General features: G+C 64.7%; 21 protein-coding genes. 18 read left to right on the top strand and 3 right to left on the bottom strand.

Annotated elements, in window-relative coordinates:
• Nucleotides 1–32: 32 nt before the first annotated feature.
• A complete protein-coding gene (gene grxD / locus D619_RS0100115) occupies nt 33–365 on the top strand; it encodes a Grx4 family monothiol glutaredoxin (protein WP_017666517.1) in 333 nt (110 codons plus the stop codon).
• A 23-nt stretch (nt 366–388) separates the two neighbouring features.
• A complete protein-coding gene (locus D619_RS16970; RefSeq protein WP_152417216.1) occupies nt 389–1099 on the top strand; it encodes a hypothetical protein in 711 nt (236 codons plus the stop codon).
• A 21-nt stretch (nt 1100–1120) separates the two neighbouring features.
• Here D619_RS16970 and D619_RS0100105 read toward each other — a convergent pair whose 3' ends face one another.
• Nucleotides 1121–1741 (bottom strand): GNAT family N-acetyltransferase, encoded by a 621-nt coding sequence (locus tag D619_RS0100105; protein WP_017666515.1) that lies wholly within the window; start codon nt 1739–1741, stop codon nt 1121–1123.
• Entirely contained in the window at nt 1738–2592 is an 855-nt protein-coding gene (hemF, locus tag D619_RS0100100) for an oxygen-dependent coproporphyrinogen oxidase (RefSeq protein ID WP_017666514.1), read from the bottom strand. The genes D619_RS0100105 and hemF overlap by 4 nt, the downstream gene beginning before the upstream one ends.
• A 215-nt stretch (nt 2593–2807) precedes the next feature.
• Between hemF and petA the strand changes: the two genes are divergently transcribed.
• The 5 genes from petA (at nt 2808) to D619_RS15040 (ending at nt 6985) form a co-directional block, all read left to right on the top strand.
• On the top strand, nt 2808–3374 hold the full coding sequence (petA, locus tag D619_RS0100095) for a ubiquinol-cytochrome c reductase iron-sulfur subunit (RefSeq protein ID WP_017666513.1): 567 nt from the start codon (nt 2808–2810) through the stop codon (nt 3372–3374).
• A gap of 11 nt (nt 3375–3385) precedes the next feature.
• The gene (locus D619_RS0100090) at nt 3386–4681 is read left to right on the top strand and encodes a cytochrome b/b6 (RefSeq protein WP_017666512.1); all 1296 of its coding nucleotides are present in this window, start codon (nt 3386–3388) and stop codon (nt 4679–4681) included.
• Between the two features lie 12 nt (nt 4682–4693).
• Nucleotides 4694–5512: a cytochrome c1 gene (locus D619_RS0100085; RefSeq protein WP_017666511.1), complete on the top strand. Its 819-nt coding sequence runs from the start codon at nt 4694–4696 to the stop codon at nt 5510–5512.
• A 77-nt stretch (nt 5513–5589) separates the two neighbouring features.
• The gene (locus D619_RS0100080; RefSeq protein ID WP_026090535.1) at nt 5590–6120 is read left to right on the top strand and encodes an adenine phosphoribosyltransferase; all 531 of its coding nucleotides are present in this window, start codon (nt 5590–5592) and stop codon (nt 6118–6120) included.
• A 43-nt stretch (nt 6121–6163) separates the two neighbouring features.
• Nucleotides 6164–6985: a CHAD domain-containing protein gene (locus D619_RS15040; RefSeq protein ID WP_017666509.1), complete on the top strand. Its 822-nt coding sequence runs from the start codon at nt 6164–6166 to the stop codon at nt 6983–6985.
• A gap of 8 nt (nt 6986–6993) precedes the next feature.
• Here D619_RS15040 and D619_RS0100070 read toward each other — a convergent pair whose 3' ends face one another.
• Nucleotides 6994–7320: a DUF6481 family protein gene (locus D619_RS0100070; protein WP_017666508.1), complete on the bottom strand. Its 327-nt coding sequence runs from the start codon at nt 7318–7320 to the stop codon at nt 6994–6996.
• A 142-nt stretch (nt 7321–7462) separates the two neighbouring features.
• Between D619_RS0100070 and D619_RS0100065 the strand changes: the two genes are divergently transcribed.
• The 11 genes from D619_RS0100065 to D619_RS15030 form a co-directional block, all read left to right on the top strand.
• Nucleotides 7463–8065: a Pr6Pr family membrane protein gene (locus D619_RS0100065; RefSeq protein WP_017666507.1), complete on the top strand. Its 603-nt coding sequence runs from the start codon at nt 7463–7465 to the stop codon at nt 8063–8065.
• A gap of 3 nt (nt 8066–8068) precedes the next feature.
• Nucleotides 8069–9592: an acyl-CoA synthetase gene (locus D619_RS0100060; RefSeq protein ID WP_017666506.1), complete on the top strand. Its 1524-nt coding sequence runs from the start codon at nt 8069–8071 to the stop codon at nt 9590–9592.
• Nucleotides 9593–9767: 175 nt separating this feature from the next.
• Complete coding sequence (locus D619_RS16965) at nt 9768–10394, top strand: PEPxxWA-CTERM sorting domain-containing protein (RefSeq protein ID WP_081586973.1); 627 nt, start codon at nt 9768–9770, stop codon at nt 10392–10394.
• 82 nt (nt 10395–10476) lie between these two features.
• On the top strand, nt 10477–11334 hold the full coding sequence (locus D619_RS0100050; protein WP_017666504.1) for a TraB/GumN family protein: 858 nt from the start codon (nt 10477–10479) through the stop codon (nt 11332–11334).
• 47 nt (nt 11335–11381) lie between these two features.
• Entirely contained in the window at nt 11382–11711 is a 330-nt protein-coding gene (locus D619_RS0100045) for a hypothetical protein (RefSeq protein ID WP_017666503.1), read from the top strand.
• Between the two features lie 135 nt (nt 11712–11846).
• Nucleotides 11847–12449 carry a 50S ribosomal protein L25/general stress protein Ctc gene (locus D619_RS0100040; protein WP_017666502.1) on the top strand — a complete coding sequence of 201 codons (603 nt, stop codon included), beginning with the start codon at nt 11847–11849 and terminating at the stop codon, nt 12447–12449.
• A gap of 84 nt (nt 12450–12533) precedes the next feature.
• Nucleotides 12534–13106 (top strand): aminoacyl-tRNA hydrolase, encoded by a 573-nt coding sequence (gene pth / locus D619_RS0100035; protein ID WP_017666501.1) that lies wholly within the window; start codon nt 12534–12536, stop codon nt 13104–13106.
• Nucleotides 13107–13201: 95 nt separating this feature from the next.
• Nucleotides 13202–14302 carry a redox-regulated ATPase YchF gene (gene ychF, locus D619_RS0100030; protein WP_017666500.1) on the top strand — a complete coding sequence of 367 codons (1101 nt, stop codon included), beginning with the start codon at nt 13202–13204 and terminating at the stop codon, nt 14300–14302.
• Nucleotides 14292–15500 (top strand): molybdopterin-dependent oxidoreductase, encoded by a 1209-nt coding sequence (locus D619_RS0100025; RefSeq protein ID WP_017666499.1) that lies wholly within the window; start codon nt 14292–14294, stop codon nt 15498–15500. The genes ychF and D619_RS0100025 overlap by 11 nt, the downstream gene beginning before the upstream one ends.
• Nucleotides 15500–15796, top strand: coding sequence for a hypothetical protein (locus tag D619_RS0100020; RefSeq protein WP_033372643.1), 297 nt, complete (start codon nt 15500–15502; stop codon nt 15794–15796). Before D619_RS0100025 ends, D619_RS0100020 begins: the two co-directional genes overlap by 1 nt.
• Nucleotides 15797–15828: 32 nt before the next feature.
• Nucleotides 15829–16754, top strand: a 926-nt coding sequence (locus D619_RS15030) for a glycine--tRNA ligase subunit alpha (protein ID WP_017666497.1), incomplete at its 3' end; no start/stop codon positions are given.

Genomic DNA, 16754 nt, shown 5'->3' with positions numbered 1-16754 from the left:
CGGTAACCACAGCACCCAACGAGGAACGATCGATGACCAATCCCGTCCATGACCGCATCGCCGATCTGGTGAACAGCAACGATGTGGTGCTGTTCATGAAGGGCACGCCCTTCTTCCCGCAGTGCGGCTTTTCCTCCACTGCCGTCGCCATCCTCGAGCGGCTGAACGTCGCCTTCGAAGGCGTTGACGTGCTGGCCGATCAGGAAATTCGCCAGGGCATCAAGGAATATAGCGACTGGCCGACCATCCCGCAGCTCTACATCAAGGGTGAATTCGTGGGCGGCAGCGACATCATGATGGAAATGTTCCAGGCTGGCGAACTCCATGCCCTGGTGGCCGAAGCTGGCGTGAAGCCCGCAGCCTGATCTGGCTCGGAACGGGGCCGACCATGCAACGTCTGTCGGCAGCCGCTCTCTGGGATGCGATGTCGGGCACGCTGCGTGCCGATCTGCCGCGGCTGTTTTTCCTGGTGGCGCCGTTTGCGCTGCTGCCGGCGGTTGCCATCGAGCTGTTCGGCCCGCCGGCGCCCGCCAGCCTGGAAGCGATCAGCAACCAGCAATTGCTGTGGCGACTGGCGGTGCCCAGCCTGATCGCCGCCTTTGGCCAGTTGGCCGCCACCCATCTGGTCTTGCGCGGCAATGCCACGCCTCGTGAGGCGCTGGCCGCAGCGCTTGCGGCTTTTCCGGCTTATGCAGCGGCGCAACTGCTGGGCTCGCTGCCCGTGGGGCTTGGCGTCCTGCTGCTGATCGTGCCCGGCCTGTGGCTGTTTGCCCGGCTACTGTTCCTGTCGGGCGCGGTCGCCGTTGCCGAAGCTGGCACCCCCTTGGCCCTGTTGCGCCGCAGCTGGGCCTTGAGCGAAGGGCAGGGCCTGCAGCTCACCCTGTTCCTGGTGCTGGGCCTGTTCGGCGTGATCGGCATTGGCATATTGGCCGAAGGCGCAGGTGCCGCGCTGGACGTGGTGGCGCGCACCAGCGGATTGGCTGCGGTGGGGCGCTTCCTGCACGCGCTGGTGCCGGCCATCGGCAATTGCCTCGTCACCATCGGTGTTGGCGGCGCCAGTGCCGTGGCCTATCGGCAACTGGCCGCACCGCCCCGATAGTTCGAACGCCTCGTGCGCGGGCTACAGCAGCGGCACCGTCGGCGCCGTATCAGCCGGATAAAGCCCGCTGGCGCGCGGGTCATCGTAAATCTCCACCAGTCGCTCATAGGGGCGGAAGCCATGACGCTGGTAGAAGCCCAGTGCGCCGGGGTGATCGAGATCGCAGGTGTGCACCCAGACGCGGCTGATGCCGTCCTTCCATGCTCGCTTCAGCGCATGGCCCATCAGCCAGGCGCCATGGCCGCGCCCGGTCAGTTCTGGCACCAGGCCGAAATAGGCCAGTTCGCATTCGCCGTCGCCGCTGAAATCCAGTTCCAGCAGGCCTTGCGGCGTGCCATCGCGCCGAGTGGCGACATGCACTTCCAGTGAGGGTGCGCCCAGCGTGGCGGCCAGCGCATCATCATCCAGCACAAGCCGCCCACGCCATAGCCAGTTCTGGCCAATGGCCCGGAACAAGGCGCGATAACGGGCCAGATCGAAGGGCGCGGTCCAGTGCTCCAGCTTCAGCGCGGATTTGACCGGCACGGACGGCACCGGGGGCGCGGTCATTTCCAGGCAGGTGACGATGGTGGCGATCTGCCCGGCCGGCACCGCGATCACCCGCGATGCCACCATCGAGCCGCCACCTTGACGCTCGCTCATTCCCAGATCGCGAGCGGCGGCAGGCTCATCAATATGGCATCGGTGTTGCCGCCGGTCTTCAGGCCAAAGGTGGTGCCGCGGTCATAGACGAGGTTGAACTCGGCATAGAGGCCGCGATACTTCAGCTGGGCGATGCGCTGTTCCTCGGTGAAGTTCTGGTGCATCTTGGCGCGCACCAGCCTGGGATAGGTTTCGAGGAAGCAGCGGCCGACATCCTGCGTGTAGGCGAAATCGGCGGCCCAGTCGCCGCTGTTGAGATGATCATAGAAGATGCCGCCCACGCCGCGATGGCGGTTGCGGTGGGGCACCCAGAAATATTCTTCCGCCCACTTCGAATGGGCCGGGTAATAATCGGGGTGATGGCGGTCGCAGGTGGCCTTCACCGCGGCGTGGAAGGTCGCCGTCTCATCCGCGTCGGGCAGGGCTGGGTTGAGGTCAACGCCGCCGCCGAACCAGCGCTTGGTCGTCACCAGCATCCGGGTGTTCATGTGCACGGCCGGCACCAGCGGGTTGGCCGGGTGGATCACGAGGCTGATGCCGGTGGCAAAGAAGCGCGGATCCTCGGCGGCGCCGTTGATCTGCTTGGCAAAGTCCGGGTTGAACTCGCCATAGACTGTGGAGATGTTGACGCCGGCCTTTTCGAACAGCCGGCCCTTCATGATGCCCATCTCGCCGCCGCCACCATCGCCACCGGAATGATCGGTGCGCTGCCACACCCGCTTTTCGAAGCGACCGGCGTCGCCGGGCAGGGTCGATTCATCTTCCAGCTGCTCCAGCATCGCCCAGATGCTGTCACGCAGGGAACGGAACCAGGCCTGGGCGGCCTTCTGCTGGTCATCAAGCTCGATCATGGCCAGTCTTTAGACAGGCTTGCCGGCCGGCGAAACCCCCCACGGCAGGCAGGGTGCGCGCAAGAATATTACCGGATTGTCATATCCGCGCCAAAATGTCCGATGTCTGCGGCCCTTTTCTACGTTGCGTTGCGGCATTTGCTTGTCTATCCCGGCGCACCATGCGGGCAGGCTGTGGGCTTGCACGCCATGCATCATATTCCGGAAGGGGCACGATGGCGAGCGAAGTGCGGCAGGCGACTGCCGATAATCTGGAACCCGGTGGCGAGCGTCGCCGCGATTTCCTCTATGTGGCAACGGCTGCCTTTGCCGGTGCCGGCGTGGTGCCGGTGGCATGGTCGCTGGTCAACCAGATGAACCCGTCGGCCGACGTGTTGGCCTTGGCGTCGGTCGATCTCGATCTGTCGGCATTGCAGCCCGGCCAGGCCATCAAGGCTGCATGGCGCGGCAAGCCGATCTTTGCCCGGCACCTGACGCCGGAAGAGATCGCCGAATCGAACAAGGTGGATGTTGCCTCGCTGCGCGACCCGCAGTCGCTGGCCGATCGCACCAAGCCCGGCAATGAACAGTGGCTGATCACGCTGGGCGTGTGCACCCACCTCGGCTGCGTGCCGCTGGGCGCGGCGGAAGGCGAAGCCAAGGGCGATTTCGGCGGCTATTTCTGCCCTTGCCACGGCTCGCACTATGATGCCGCCGCGCGCATCCGGAAGGGCCCGGCGCCCAAGAATCTGGAAGTGCCGCCCTACACGTTCAAGTCGCCCACCGCTGTGACCATCGGCTGAGGAGCAGAACCATGAGCTTTCCCTGGGCCAAGCAATATCAGCCGACGTCGGCCGTCGGCCAGTGGATGGACGAGCGCCTGCCGCTCGCCCGTTTCGTCTATGGCGCTCTCGGGCCGGGCTATCCGACGCCCAAGAACCTGAACGCCTTCTACAATTTCGGCGTGCTCGCCGGCGTGGCGCTGGTGATCCAGATCATCACCGGCGTGGTGCTGGCCATGCATTTCGCCGCCGATACCCGCGTCGCCTTTGACTCGGTCGAGCACATCATGCGCGACGTCAACGGCGGCTGGATGATCCGCTACATGCACGCCGTTGGTGCCAGCTTCTTCTTCGGCGTCGTCTACATCCACATCTTCCGTGGCCTCTATTACGGGTCCTACAAGCCGCCGCGCGAAGTGCTGTGGATGCTGGGCCTTGTCATCTTCCTGTTGATGATGGCCACTGCGTTCATGGGCTATGTGCTGGTCTGGGGCCAGATGAGCTTCTGGGGCGCGCAGGTCATCACCGGCCTGTTCTCGGCGCTGCCGGTTGTGGGCCCGTCGATCCAGACGTGGTTGCTGGGCGGCTTCTCGCCCGACAATGCCACGCTGAACCGTTTCTTCTCGCTGCATTATCTGCTGCCGTTCGTGACGTTCGGGGTGATCATCCTGCACGTCTGGGCGCTGCACATCCCGGGTTCCAACAACCCGACCGGTGTGGACGTGAAGTCGGAAGCCGATACCGTGCCGTTCCACCCCTATTACACCGCGAAGGATTTCGTGGGCCTGGGCGTCTATCTGATCGTCTTTGCGGCCTTCGTCTTCTTCATGCCGAACAGCCTGGGCGAGCCGGACAATTATATCCCGGCCAACCCGCTCTCGACGCCCGCGCTGATCGTGCCGGAATGGTATTTCTGGCCCTTCTACGCCATCCTGCGCGCCTTCACGTCCGATTTCCTCGGTGTGCCGGCCAAGCTGTGGGGCGTGATCGGCATGTTCGCCTCGATCCTGCTGCTGTTCGTGCTGCCCTGGCTCGATCAGTCGCCGGTGCGTTCCAACAACTATCGCCCGCTGTCGCGCATCCTGTTCTGGGTGTTCGTCGCCGTGGCGCTGGGCCTGGGCGTGTGCGGCGGCAAGCCGGCGCATGAACCGTGGGTGCGGCTGAGCCAGGTGCTCACTGCCTATTATTTCGCCCATTTCCTCATCATCCTGCCGATCGTCTCCAAGCTGGAGAAGACCTCGCCGCTGCCGAATTCCATTTCGGAAGCGGTGCTGGCCAAGTACGGCAAGACCGGTGGCGGTGCGCCTGTCGCACAGCCGGCCGAATAAGGAGCTGATCTGATGATCCGTCTCGGCGCACTTGCCGTCGGCCTGCTGTTCGTCCTCAACGTCCTCTGGGGTGCCGTGCAACCCCGTGAGGCCGAGGCGCCCAACATGGCCGAAGAGCTTCACAAGCATCCCAAGCAGATGGTCTGGGCCCACAACGGCCCCGGCAATCTGGGCATCTTCGGCACGTTTGATCGTGCCCAGCTGCAGCGCGGCTTCCAGGTTTACAAGGAAGTCTGCTCGGCCTGCCATTCGATCAACCGCGTCGCCTTCCGCGATCTCGCCGATCTTGGCTACACCGAAGCCCAGATCAAGACGATCGCGGCGGAGTATGAGGTTGCGACCATCGATTCCAATGGCGAACCCACCACCCGCAAGGCGACCGGTGCGGACAAGTTCCCGCTGGTCTATGCCAACGAAGCGGCCGCCCGTGCGGCGCAGAACGGTGCCAACCCGCCCGATCTGTCGCTGATGACCAAGGCGCGCCACGATGGCGTGAACTATGTCTATTCGCTGCTCACCGGTTATTCCGATGATGTTCCGAAGGGCTGGAACAAGCCGGAAACCAGCTATTACAATCCCTATTTCCACAGCATCAACATTGCCATGCCGCCGCCGCTCGCGGCCGACGGCCAGGTGACTTATGCTGACGGGACCGCGGCGACCACCGACCAATATGCGAAGGACGTAACCGCCTTCCTGACCTGGACGGCGGAACCCAAGCTGGAAAACCGCAAGGAAACCGGCGTTGCGGTGATCCTGTTCCTGATCATCATGACCGGCCTTGGCTATCTGTCGTACCGCAAGGTGTGGGCCGACGTGAAGAAGGCCTGATCAGCCATCATCCGATTGCAGGGAGGCGGTCATCCACCCGGATGGCCGCCTCCTCGCGTTTCAAGGGGGCCTCGACAGTGAATGACGATCTGAAGGCGCTGGTGCGCACGATTCCCGATTACCCCAAGCCGGGGATCATGTTCCGTGACATCACCACGCTGCTGCTGGACGGGCCTGGCTTTGCCGCCAGCATCACGCGCATGGCGGCGAACCTGGGCACAAGGCCTGACCTGATTGCCGGCATCGAAGCGCGAGGCTTCATCTTTGGCGCGGCGCTCGCCCGCGAACTGGGGGTGGGGCTGGTGCTGCTGAGGAAGCAGAACAAGCTGCCGGGCCGAGTATCAGGTGTGAACTATGCGCTGGAATATGGCAGCGACCGTATCGAGATGCACGATGATGCCGTGCGCGCAGGCGCCCGGGTCTGCCTGGTCGATGATCTCATCGCCACCGGCGGCACCGCACTGGCCGGCGCGCAATTGCTGCGCGGGGCAGGGGCAGTGGTGAACGAGGCGGCCTTTGCCATCGATCTGCCCGATCTGGGTGGTGCCCAGCGGCTGCGCGACGCCGGCATCACCCCCCATAGTCTGATGGCATTTTCTGGCCACTGATCCGGTTATGCTTGGCCCGTCGAATCGTGCGGGGCGAGAGCAAATGGGCCGCGATCGGGAAGGGCTGCTGGATCTGGGCGGGAATGATGCGGTCTGGCGCGCCGTGCTCGGCAGCTGCCTTGGCCAGTATCGCCGCAATGAGGCACAATTGTTGGCGGCCCCAATTGGCGAATCCCTGCACCAGACGCGGGTGAGTCTGCGCCGACTGCGATCGGCACTACGGCTGTTCGAGCCCCTCACTGGCCCACAGCCAGCGCTGACGGCAGGACTGCGCGACCTGTCGGGCGCATTGGGGGCTGTACGCGATCTGGATGTGTTGCTGGCGCGTGCCAAGCCGGGCCTGCTGCACGATCGCCTGTCAGCCGCGCGGGATGAGGCTTTCGTCGAGGCCATGGCCGTACTGCGCGCCGCGCCCACCCGGGCCATGCTGCGGGACCTGTCGGAATGGCTCGTGCTGCACCCGCCCTTGCCGGCAGGCGCGGCGCGCGTTCATGCTGCGCGCCAGCTTGAACGCTGCCGGCGCAAGGTGAAGAAAGCTGGCCGGGCGCTGGTGGCGGGCGATGATGCCGCTCGCCACCAGCTGCGCAAGCGGGTGAAGCGGCTGCGCCATGCCAGCGAACTGTTGGGCAGCCTGTTTCCGGCGGCCAGCCGGCAGGCGCGGTTCATGGCGGCGCTGCTGCCGCTGCAGGATGTTCTGGGCGTGCTGAATGATCTGGCGGTGGCGCAAGCGGTACTGGCCCGCATCGGCGGCAGCCGTGCACGCGGCGCGGCGGCATTGATCGGCATGGCACAGCGCACGGCGTTGCTGCTGAAGGCCGGGAAGGCCCACGAACAGGTGATGGCAGCGCCGCGGTTCTGGCGCTGACAAGCCGGTTAGCGCACGCGCTGCTTGCGGGCGGCGTAGCGGGCGTCGCGGGCGGCCTTCTGGGCGGCTTCGCGGGAAATGGCTTCCAGGCGCTGCTGTTCGGCCTGCTTTTCGCGCTGGGCGTCTTTCAGCTTCTTTTCCTCGGCCAGCTGGCGGGCGCGTTCGGCGCGGGCGAGCTTGGCTTCGGCTTCTTTCTGGGCGCGCTTTTCGGCGCGGGCGCGAGCAGCTGCAATGGCTTCCTCGCTGGGCGCGGCGGCTTTGAATTTCTCCAGCTTGGCCTTGCGGGCTTCGGCGGCGGTCTTGGCGCGGTCTTTGTGATCGGGGAGCTTGAACATAGAGCGCCGCTTTAGCTGGTCGGGCCCGCTGCTGCAACCTCGCAGGCAGGCCAATTCCCCCCTATCGCAACAGGCTTTGCGGCCGTCGCGGCGTGCGCTAGCTATTGTCGCCATGGAGCAATGGCTGACAGGCAGGTCGCGCATGGCGGCAACCGCGGTTGCCCTGCTGTGCGGCATGGCGCTGCTCACCCAGTTCGGGCTGAACGTCGTGGAGCGCGGCCGCGATCCGATCGAGGAAGTGCAGCGGCTCTACGGCTGGTTCACCATCTGGTCCAACACCGCCGTGGCACTTATTGCCGGCCATGCCGCGCTTGTTGGCCGGGCGCGCGGGCCGGCGCACCCGGCGCTGCTGGCGGCCAGCGCCGCGTGGATTGCCGTGGTGGGCATCGTCTACAACACGCTGCTCGCTGGGCTGAACCCGCCGCCCACGCTGCTGCGCGCCATCATCGATTTCATCTTCCACGTGGTGGCGCCGATCGCCTGGCCGCTGTGGTGGCTGTTGCTGCGGCCGCAGGCGCGGCTGCACTGGCAGCATCTGTGGGCGGTGCTGCCGCTGCCGCTGGCCTACTGCCTGTTTTCGCTGCTGGTCGGTGCCCAGACCGGCAGCTACCCCTATTATTTCATCGATGCCGGCAAGTTGGGTTGGGGGCAGCTTGCCATCAACATCACCGGCCTTGCCGGCCTGTTTGCCGCCATGATGGCCGTTGCCATCTGGTGGGATCGCCGTCACCGCACAAGGGGATAGACCATGCACCCGTTCCATCACGCCGCGAACCAACCCGATACGCCGGCGATCATCATGGCTGGCAGCGGCGAAACCCTGACCTATGCCGGGCTGGAGGCGCAATCCAACCGCATCGCCCATCTGCTGCGCAGCCTTGGCCTGCAGCGCGGCGACAGCATCGCGGTGCTGATGCTGAACGAGATTGATTTCCTGCCGATCTGCTGGGCCGCGGCCCGCGCCGGGCTGATCTATGTGGCGATGTCCACCAAGCTTACCGCCGATGAGGCCGGTTACATCGCCCAGGATTCAGCGGCCAGGGCGATCTTCTGCTCGCCGGCCCTGGCCGCTGTGGCCGTGGCCGCCACGCCCGGCCTGGCGCCATCGGCGCGGTTCTGCACCGGGGGCGGCGCGCCGGGCTGCACCAGCTTTGCCGCGGCCATCGCCGATTTGCCCACCAGCCGCATTGCCGACGAAAGTTCGGGCCGCGACATGCTTTATTCCAGCGGCACCACCGGCCGGCCCAAGGGCGTGCGTGGGCCGTTGCCGGAAGGCCCGATCGATCAGGTCGATGCGCTTTCCGGGATGGTGGCCGCCTTGTACCAGTTCGCCCCGGGCATGAAATATCTGTCGCCGGCACCGCTCTATCATGCCGCCCCGTTGCGTTACTGCATGAGCGTGCACAAGTTCGGCGGCACCGTGGTGGTGATGGAGAAGTTCGATCCCGAAGCCTATCTGGCGCTGGTTGAAAAACACCACATCACCCACAGCCAGCTGGTGCCGACCATGTTCGTGCGCATGCTGAAATTGCCCGATGATGTGCGGGCGAAATATGATCTTTCCTCGCTGAAGGTCGCCATCCACGCCGCCGCGCCATGCCCGGTGGACGTGAAGCACGCCATGATCGCCTGGTGGGGCCCGGTGATCTTCGAATATTACAGCGCCACCGAAGGCGCGGGCTTCACCGCAATCTCGCCCCAGGAGTGGCTGGCGCGGCCGGGCAGTGTCGGCAAATCCATCTTGGGCGAAATCCGCGTGCTCGATGATGATGGCAACCGGCTCGGCCCCAATGAAGTGGGCCGCATCTTCTTCCATGGCGGCGGCAACTTCAGCTACCACAATGATCCCGAAAAGACCGCCAGCGTGATGGGCGAACATGGAGCCACCTTTGGCGACATCGGCCGTGTCGACGAGGAAGGCTATCTGTTCCTTACCGATCGCGCCGCTTTCATGATCATTTCCGGCGGCGTCAATGTCTACCCGCAAGAGGCGGAAAACACGCTGATCTCGCATCCCGAAGTGGCCGATGTCGCGGTGTTCGGCATCCCGGACGAGGTGATGGGCGAAGCCGTCCACGCTGTCGTGCAGCCGCGTGACATGGCCAGGGCCGGGCCCGATCTGGAAGCCGAACTGATCGACTATGTCCGCAGCCGGCTTTCCCATGTGAAATGCCCGAAACGCATTGATTTCCGCGCCGAACTACCGCGTCATGACACCGGCAAACTCTACAAGCGGCTGCTGAAGGACGAATATTGGGCCAAGGCGGGTTAACTGCCCGGTAAGATATAAGTGTCGGAAAAATTGACATATTTTCGTCTTCCTTTGAGAAGGCGTAGAGTTTGTCTGTTTGTTTTCAATGTGTTGAACGTTGGACGAGTGTTGGCATGAATATTGCTTTCCTCGAAGCGGCAGACTCAATGAGCCTGCGGTTTTGTTTGGGGGATTCATGCACAAGATAATGCTTTTGCTGACAGCGGCAGCACTGGCAGCGCCAGTTGCGGCGGCCACGATCGACGTGGGCCCGCAGACCTCGACCTTCACGGGCAACACCCGCGGTTACTGGTTCACCGCACCGGTCGATTTCTACATCACCGGCCTGTTGGTGCCGACCGACGCTTCCAGCGCCAGTCAGGACATCGCGGTGATGCGCTTCAACAGCGCCATCCCGACGTTCAGCGCCACCACCAATGATTTTACCACGCTGCGCCTGATCCGCGACGACGCCAGCATTGGTTTCGTTGCGGCCGCCATTCAGTTCCGGGCCGGCGATATCGTTGGTCTGCTTGGTAGTCGTGGTGCGTCGGCGACCAACAGCTATGGCGCGGGCGGCTTTGCCACCACCTTGGGCGGCAATGCCATCACGCTGCAACGCTTGGGCATGCAGAACCAGATGCGCGCGACCGATCCAGTCAATATCTGGACGGAAGGCGGCGCGATCAGCCGCGTGCTTTTCACCTATGAACTGGGTGAACTGGCTCCTGGCGTGCCGGAACCGGCCAGCTGGGCGATGCTGATTGCCGGCTTCGGCCTGACCGGTGCCGCAATGCGCCGCCGCCGCGCCGTCGCCGCCTGATTTTTCGCTCGTCGCGACAAAGAGGGCCGTCCCGCAAGGGGCGGCCCTTTTTCGTTGCCTGCCGGCCTGCTATCGACCTTGCATGATGTTGCACCGCCTGTTTCTGATCCTATGCCTGTGGCTCGCTTCCCCCGCCTGGGCAGTGCCGGCGATGTGGCAGGTGGGGCAGGGCAAGCGTCAGATCACGCTCTATGGCACCATCCATGCCCTGCCGAAGGGTACGGACTGGCTCACCCCGCAGGCGGCGCAGGCCTTCAATCGCGCCGGCACGCTGGTGGTGGAAATTGCCGGGCCGTCCGATCCGGCCGCCATGCGCGCCGTGGTAATGGAATTGGGCCGGCTGCCGACCCCGGTGCCGCTGGCCAGCCGGCTGCCCGACGAATTGAAGCCCAAGGCCGATGCGCTGCTGAAGGCCGCCGGGCTGCCGGTGGGCGCGCTGGATGGGATGGAAAGCTGGCTGGCAGCGCTCACCCTGGTGCAGATCGAGGTGGCGCGCGCCGGGCTTGATCCGGCGGCCGGGGTTGATGTCGCCCTGATTGCCCGCGCCCGCGCCGCCGGCAAGCGGCTGATTGGCCTGGAAACCGCGCGCGGCCAATTGGCCCTTTTCGACAGCCTGCCCGAAGCCGATCAGCGGCTGCTGCTCGCTTCAGCGATTGCCGATGCCGGCAAGACTGTGGAACAGATGCAGGGGCTGGTCGCCGCCTGGGGTGCGGGCGACGTGGATCGCATCCTGAAGGATTTTGACGACGCCAGCCTGTCGCCGGAACTGGAAAAACGCCTGTTTCACGACCGCAACGCCGCCTGGGCCAATTGGGTGCAGGCTGCGCTGAAGCGGCCGGGCCGCAAGTTCATGGCGGTTGGTGCGGCCCACATGGCCGGGCCGCACAGTCTGATCGCCATGTTGCAGGCGCGTGGCATCCCGGTGAAGCGAGTCCAATGAGGGGGTGGCTCACCCCTCTGGCAGCAATTGCGCTAGCCGCATGTGCCGTGCCGGACGAGAAAGCCAGCCGCGCTGTGATTGACCGCTTTCACGTGGCCCTCAATGCCGGGGACTGGGTTGCCGTTGATGGCCTGCTCAGCCAATCGACCCGCAATCTGCGCCCGGGTGGCGGCACGGCGCGGGCGTTTCGGGCCATCATCCAGCGCCACGGCCGCTATACCGGTGGCCAGTTGAGCGGCATCAGCCACGACGATGGCCGCACCACCATTGCCTGGTCGGCCCGCTATGAACGGGGGCCGGTGTCGGAACTGTTCGTGCTGGTGGAGGAGGGCGGCAGCCTGAAGATCGACAGTTACACCGACTCCGCCCGGCCTTGATCCTGCAACCGGGCCGACTTCGCTTGCCTTTTGCGCCGGCATCCCCTATGCGCGCCGCTTCGTTGGTGATCCGCCATTTTCGCATCCCTGGAGGCGGCGGGCGCAAACGAAATCATATCCATTCAGGAGCAAGCAATGAGCGAAACTTTCAAGCTCGTGGCTGAACTTCGCGCCAAGGCAGGCAAGGGAGCCTCCCGCGCGATCCGCCGCGAAGGCCGTGTCCCGGCCGTGATCTATGGTGCTGGCGAAGCCGCAACCACCATCCATGTCGAGGAAAAGATCCTCATGCGCCAGTTGCACACTGGCCATTTCATGAACGCCATCGTCGAGCTGGAACTGGATGGTGCCACCATCCGCACCCTGCCGCGCGACGTGGCCTTCCACCCGGTTACCGATCGTCCGATCCATGTCGATTTCCTGCGCCTCACCGGCAATGAAGTCGTCACCGTGACGGTCCCGGTCCACTTCGTCGATCAGGAACTTTCGGCCATCAAGACCGGCGCGATGCTGAACATCGTCGCGCACGAACTGAAGCTGGATTGCGCGCCGGATGTGATCCCGGATGATGTGACCATCAGCCTGGCCGGCCTGCAGGTGGGCGCCACCATCCACATCGCCGATGTGAAGCTGCCCGCCGGCGTGAAGCCGCATGGCCGCGAGACCGGCCTGACCATCGCCACCATCGTTGCCCCGAAGGCAATGAAGAGCGAAGAAGGCGAAGCTGCCGCGACCGCATAAGCGCAACGGCGTCAGCCAGCGATTGCTGCGGGGCAGGGGAGCAATCCCTTGCCCCGTTTGCCTGTTTGGGACACAGCAAGCGCCATGCAGATCCTTGTTGGCCTCGGCAATCCCGGCGCGCAATATGCGCTGCACCGGCACAATGTCGGCTTCATGGCCATTGATGCCATTGCCGAACGCTGGAACATCGGGCCGTTTCGTCCGCGCTTTCAGGGCATGGCCGCCGAAGGCCGCATCGGGCCGGCCAAGGTGCTGCTGCTCAAGCCCGCCACCTTCATGAATGAAAGCGGCCGCAGCGTCGCCGAAGCGGTGCGCTTCTACAAGCTCGATCCGGCCGCCGCGCTCACCGTGTTTTACGACGAGCTCGATCTTGCCCCGTTCAAGCTGAAGATCAAGCATGGCGGCGGCGCGGCCGGCCACAACGGCATCCGTTCCATCGACGCCCACCTCGGCCCCGATTGGCGGCGGGTGCGCATCGGCATCGGCCACCCCGGCCACAAGGACCGGGTGACGGGCCACGTATTGGGCAATTTCGCCAAGCTGGAGATGGACCCGCTCGCCGATCTGCTGGGTGTGCTGGCCGCCGAATTGCCCACGCTGCTGGCCGGCGATGAAGCCCGCTACCTGTCCGATATCGCGCTGCGGTTGCAGCCCTGAATCTCCCCTCCCTGCAAGGCAGGGGAGTCTGCTTGCGCAATTGCCCCTTCACCGGCTACGGGCGCAGTCAAACCTCATCCATCTGGAACCACTTCATGCCCATCCGTGTCGGTATCGTCGGCCTGCCCAATGTCGGCAAATCCACCCTGTTCAACGCGCTCACGCAAACCGCGGCGGCGCAGGCGGCCAATTATCCGTTCTGCACGATCGAACCGAACGTGGGCAATGTGGCCGTGCCGGACCCGCGCATCGACAAGCTCGCCGCCATCGCCAAGAGCCAGAAGATCATCGAAACGCAGCTGGGCTTCACCGATATTGCTGGCTTGGTGAAGGGTGCTTCAAAGGGCGAAGGCCTGGGCAACCAGTTCCTTGCCAATATCCGCGAAACCGATGCCATCGCCCATGTGCTGCGCTGCTTCATCGATGATGACGTGACGCACGTCGCCGGCAAGGTTGATCCGGTGGAGGATGCCGAAACGGTCGAAACCGAGCTGATGCTGGCCGATCTGGAAAGCCTCGAGAAGCGGGTGCCGCAGCTGCTGAAAAAGGCGCAGCAGGGCGACAAGGAGGCCAAGGTGCAGGCGGCCGTGCTGGGACAGGCGCTGGAACTGCTGAAAGCCGGCAAGCCCGCCCGCCTGACCGAACCGAAGGACGAGGACGAAGCCCGCGCCCTGAGACAAGCCCAGCTGCTCACCACCAAGCCGGTGCTCTATGTGTGCAACGTCGAAGAAGCCAGCGCCGCCACCGGCAATGCGCTGAGCGATGCCGTGGCCAAGATGGCGCTAAGCATCGGTGCCAGTGCCGTGGTGGTTTCGGCTGCCATCGAAGCCGAAATCGCCACCATGGAACCGGCCGACCGCCAGGAATATCTGGAAAGCCTGGGCCTGCACGAAACCGGGTTGGCCCGCGTCGTGCGCGCGGCTTACGAACTGCTCGGCCTCATCACCTTCTTCACCGTCGGCCCCAAGGAAGCCCGCGCCTGGACGGTGAAGCGCGGTTCCAAGGCGCCGCAGGCCGCCGGCGAAATCCATGGCGATTTCGAGAAGAAGTTCATCCGTGCCGAAACCATCGGATACGAGGATTATGTGACGCTGGGCGGCGAAACCGCCGCCAAGGACGCTGGCCGCCTGCGCGCGGAAGGCAAGGAATATGTGGTGCAGGATGGCGACGTGATGCACATCCTTCATGGCGCCTGACGGCGGCGAGCGCTACACCATCCCCATGCTCACGCGCCGCACCCTGATCGCTTCCGCTCTTGCGGCACCCGCTGCGGCGCAAGTCGATCTGGGCTTTGCGGACAATGGCCTGCGGCCGACCACACGCGCCTTCCCGCAAAAGGGGGAGATGATCCTGCAGCGCTCTACGCCGCCGCTGCTGGAAACGCCATTGAGCGTGTTTGACGCCCATGATTTCACGCCGAACGATCGATTTTATGTGCGCTGGCATTATCCGTTCCCGACCAGCATTGATCCTACGAAGCACCGGCTGCGCGTCGGCGGCCATGTCGGCAAGCCGCTTGAGCTGTCGCTGGCCGATCTGGCCAGGCTGCCGCGCGTCGCCATCGCCGCGGTAAACCAGTGCGCCGGCAATGGCCGCGGCCTGTTCAGCCCGCGCATGGCTGGCGCGCAATGGGGCAATGGCGCGATGGGCAATGCGCTGTGGGAAGGCGTGCGGCTGAAGGACGTGCTGGCGCTGGCTGGCGTCAGGCCCGGCGCGGTGGCCGTGCGCTGCGGCGGGCTGGACACGCCGCTGGTGGAGGCCGCCCCCGATTTCGAGAAATCGCTGCCCATCGATCATGCGCTGACCGACGATGTGCTGATCGCCTGGGGCATGAATGGCCAGCCATTACCCCTTTTGAACGGCTTTCCGCTGCGCCTCGTCGTGCCGGGCTGGTATTCCACCTATTGGGTGAAGATGCTCGATCACATCGAGGTGCTGGACAAGGCGGATGAAGGCTTCTGGATGGCCAAGGCCTATCTGCAGCCCGCCAACGCGTTGGCCGATGTCGTGCCCGGCGCCCCCGCTGGTCCGCGTGTGCCCGTCACCATCATGCGGCCGCGTGCAGTGATCACCAATATCACCGACAACAGCAAACTGCCGCCACGCAGCCTTACCCCGGTGCAGGGCTTGGCCTTTGGTGGGGATCAGGGCGTGAAGAAAGTGGAGCTTTCCGCCGATGGCGGTCGCAGCTGGGTGCCGGCGCAGCTTGGCCCCGATCATGGCCGTTACAGTTTCCGCCGTTTTCGCGGCGCGCTGGCGCTGGGGCCGGGCCGCCACATCATCCTTGCACGGGCCACCAATGCCGCCGGGGTTTCGCAGCCGCTCACCCAGAACTGGAACCCATCCGGATACAACCGGGCCGGCGTCGATCCGGTCCGCGTGGAGATCGCCTGATGCGCCTCTCTCTCGCTCTTGCTGCCTTGGCCCTTGTCGCCGCCGCCCCGCCCACCAGGCGTCTCGCGGTGGAGCTGCCCGATGCCGAAGGCCTGCTGCCCGAACGCTATGGCGTGTCGTCCGAAGCGGTGAACAACAATTGCCTCGCCTGCCACAGCGCCGCGATGATCACCGCCCAGCCGCGCCTGACGCGCGTGCAATGGGGTGAAACCATCACCAAGATGCGCACCGTCTATGCCGCCCCGATCGACCCGGCAGATGACAAGGCCATCCTTGATTGGCTCGTGGCTGATTGACCGCGCAACCTCCCGCCCGCTAAGGGCCACACGTGACCAAGCCGCTATCCTTCCAGTCGATGATCCTCGCGCTCCAGCAGTATTGGGGCGGCCACGGCTGCGTGATCCTGCAACCCCATGATCTGGAAGTGGGGGCGGGCACCTTCCACCCGGCCACAACGCTGCGCAGCCTGGGGCCCGATCACTGGAACGCCTGTTACGTGCAGCCCAGCCGCCGGCCGTCGGATGGCCGCTATGGCGAGAATCCCAACCGGCTGCAGCATTATTACCAGTTCCAGGTGATATTGAAGCCCAGCCCGGCCGATCTGATCGGCCTCTATCTCGGCAGCCTTGATGCCATCGGCATCGACCGGGCGAAGCATGATGTGCGCTTTGTCGAGGATGATTGGGAGAGCCCCACCTTGGGCGCCTGGGGCCTGGGCTGGGAAGTGTGGTGCGACGGCATGGAAGTGAGCCAGTTCACCTATTTCCAGCAGGTTGCCGGCCATGATTGCGCGCCGGTCGCCGGCGAGCTTACCTACGGTCTGGAACGGCTCGCCATGTATATCCAGGGCGTCGAGAGCATTTACGATCTGGCCTATAATGATGCCGGCGTGACCTATGGCGACGTGTTCCTGAAGAACGAGCAGCAGTTCAGCGCCTATAATTTCGATGCGGCGAACACCGAGAAGCTGTTCCAGCATTTCAAGGATGTGTCCGAGGAGTGCCGCGCTTTGGTTGCTCGCAAGCTGCCGCTGCCGGCCTATGACCAGGCGATCAAGGCCAGCCATTTGTTCAACCTCTTGAACGCGCGCGGCGTGATTTCGGTGGCGGAGCGCCAGGCCTATATCGGCCGCGTGCGCGATCTGGTGAAGGCCGTGGCGGATTGCTGGGTGGCGTCGACGTCTCCCCTCCCTTCCAGGGAGGGGTTGGGGGAGGGTGCCGAGCGCAGCGAGGCTGGACGCGAGCGGGGAGAGGG

Origin of the sequence: Sandarakinorhabdus sp. AAP62, from assembly GCF_000331225.1 — a bacterium.
Lineage (GTDB): Bacteria > Pseudomonadota > Alphaproteobacteria > Sphingomonadales > Sphingomonadaceae > Sandarakinorhabdus.
This window is presented reverse-complemented; position numbering and strand designations above follow the sequence as displayed.

What these genes read in the sequence shown, in the direction of transcription:
- D619_RS0100025 (WP_017666499.1), top strand. Translation starts at nt 14,292, where the DNA reads ATGGCGCCTGACGGCGGCGAGCGCTACACCATCCCCATGCTCACGCGC.
- D619_RS0100050 (WP_017666504.1), top strand. Translation starts at nt 10,477, where the DNA reads ATGATGTTGCACCGCCTGTTTCTGATCCTATGCCTGTGGCTCGCTTCC.
- petA (WP_017666513.1), top strand. Translation starts at nt 2,808, where the DNA reads ATGGCGAGCGAAGTGCGGCAGGCGACTGCCGATAATCTGGAACCCGGT.
- D619_RS0100065 (WP_017666507.1), top strand. Translation starts at nt 7,463, where the DNA reads ATGGCGGCAACCGCGGTTGCCCTGCTGTGCGGCATGGCGCTGCTCACC.
- pth (WP_017666501.1), top strand. Translation starts at nt 12,534, where the DNA reads ATGCAGATCCTTGTTGGCCTCGGCAATCCCGGCGCGCAATATGCGCTG.
- D619_RS15040 (WP_017666509.1), top strand. Translation starts at nt 6,164, where the DNA reads ATGGGCCGCGATCGGGAAGGGCTGCTGGATCTGGGCGGGAATGATGCG.
- D619_RS16970 (WP_152417216.1), top strand. Translation starts at nt 389, where the DNA reads ATGCAACGTCTGTCGGCAGCCGCTCTCTGGGATGCGATGTCGGGCACG.
- D619_RS0100040 (WP_017666502.1), top strand. Translation starts at nt 11,847, where the DNA reads ATGAGCGAAACTTTCAAGCTCGTGGCTGAACTTCGCGCCAAGGCAGGC.
- hemF (WP_017666514.1), bottom strand. Translation starts at nt 2,592, where the DNA reads ATGATCGAGCTTGATGACCAGCAGAAGGCCGCCCAGGCCTGGTTCCGT.
- D619_RS0100060 (WP_017666506.1), top strand. Translation starts at nt 8,069, where the DNA reads ATGCACCCGTTCCATCACGCCGCGAACCAACCCGATACGCCGGCGATC.
- D619_RS0100105 (WP_017666515.1), bottom strand. Translation starts at nt 1,741, where the DNA reads ATGAGCGAGCGTCAAGGTGGCGGCTCGATGGTGGCATCGCGGGTGATC.
- ychF (WP_017666500.1), top strand. Translation starts at nt 13,202, where the DNA reads ATGCCCATCCGTGTCGGTATCGTCGGCCTGCCCAATGTCGGCAAATCC.
- D619_RS16965 (WP_081586973.1), top strand. Translation starts at nt 9,768, where the DNA reads ATGCACAAGATAATGCTTTTGCTGACAGCGGCAGCACTGGCAGCGCCA.
- D619_RS0100085 (WP_017666511.1), top strand. Translation starts at nt 4,694, where the DNA reads ATGATCCGTCTCGGCGCACTTGCCGTCGGCCTGCTGTTCGTCCTCAAC.
- D619_RS0100070 (WP_017666508.1), bottom strand. Translation starts at nt 7,320, where the DNA reads ATGTTCAAGCTCCCCGATCACAAAGACCGCGCCAAGACCGCCGCCGAA.
- D619_RS0100020 (WP_033372643.1), top strand. Translation starts at nt 15,500, where the DNA reads ATGCGCCTCTCTCTCGCTCTTGCTGCCTTGGCCCTTGTCGCCGCCGCC.
- grxD (WP_017666517.1), top strand. Translation starts at nt 33, where the DNA reads ATGACCAATCCCGTCCATGACCGCATCGCCGATCTGGTGAACAGCAAC.
- D619_RS0100090 (WP_017666512.1), top strand. Translation starts at nt 3,386, where the DNA reads ATGAGCTTTCCCTGGGCCAAGCAATATCAGCCGACGTCGGCCGTCGGC.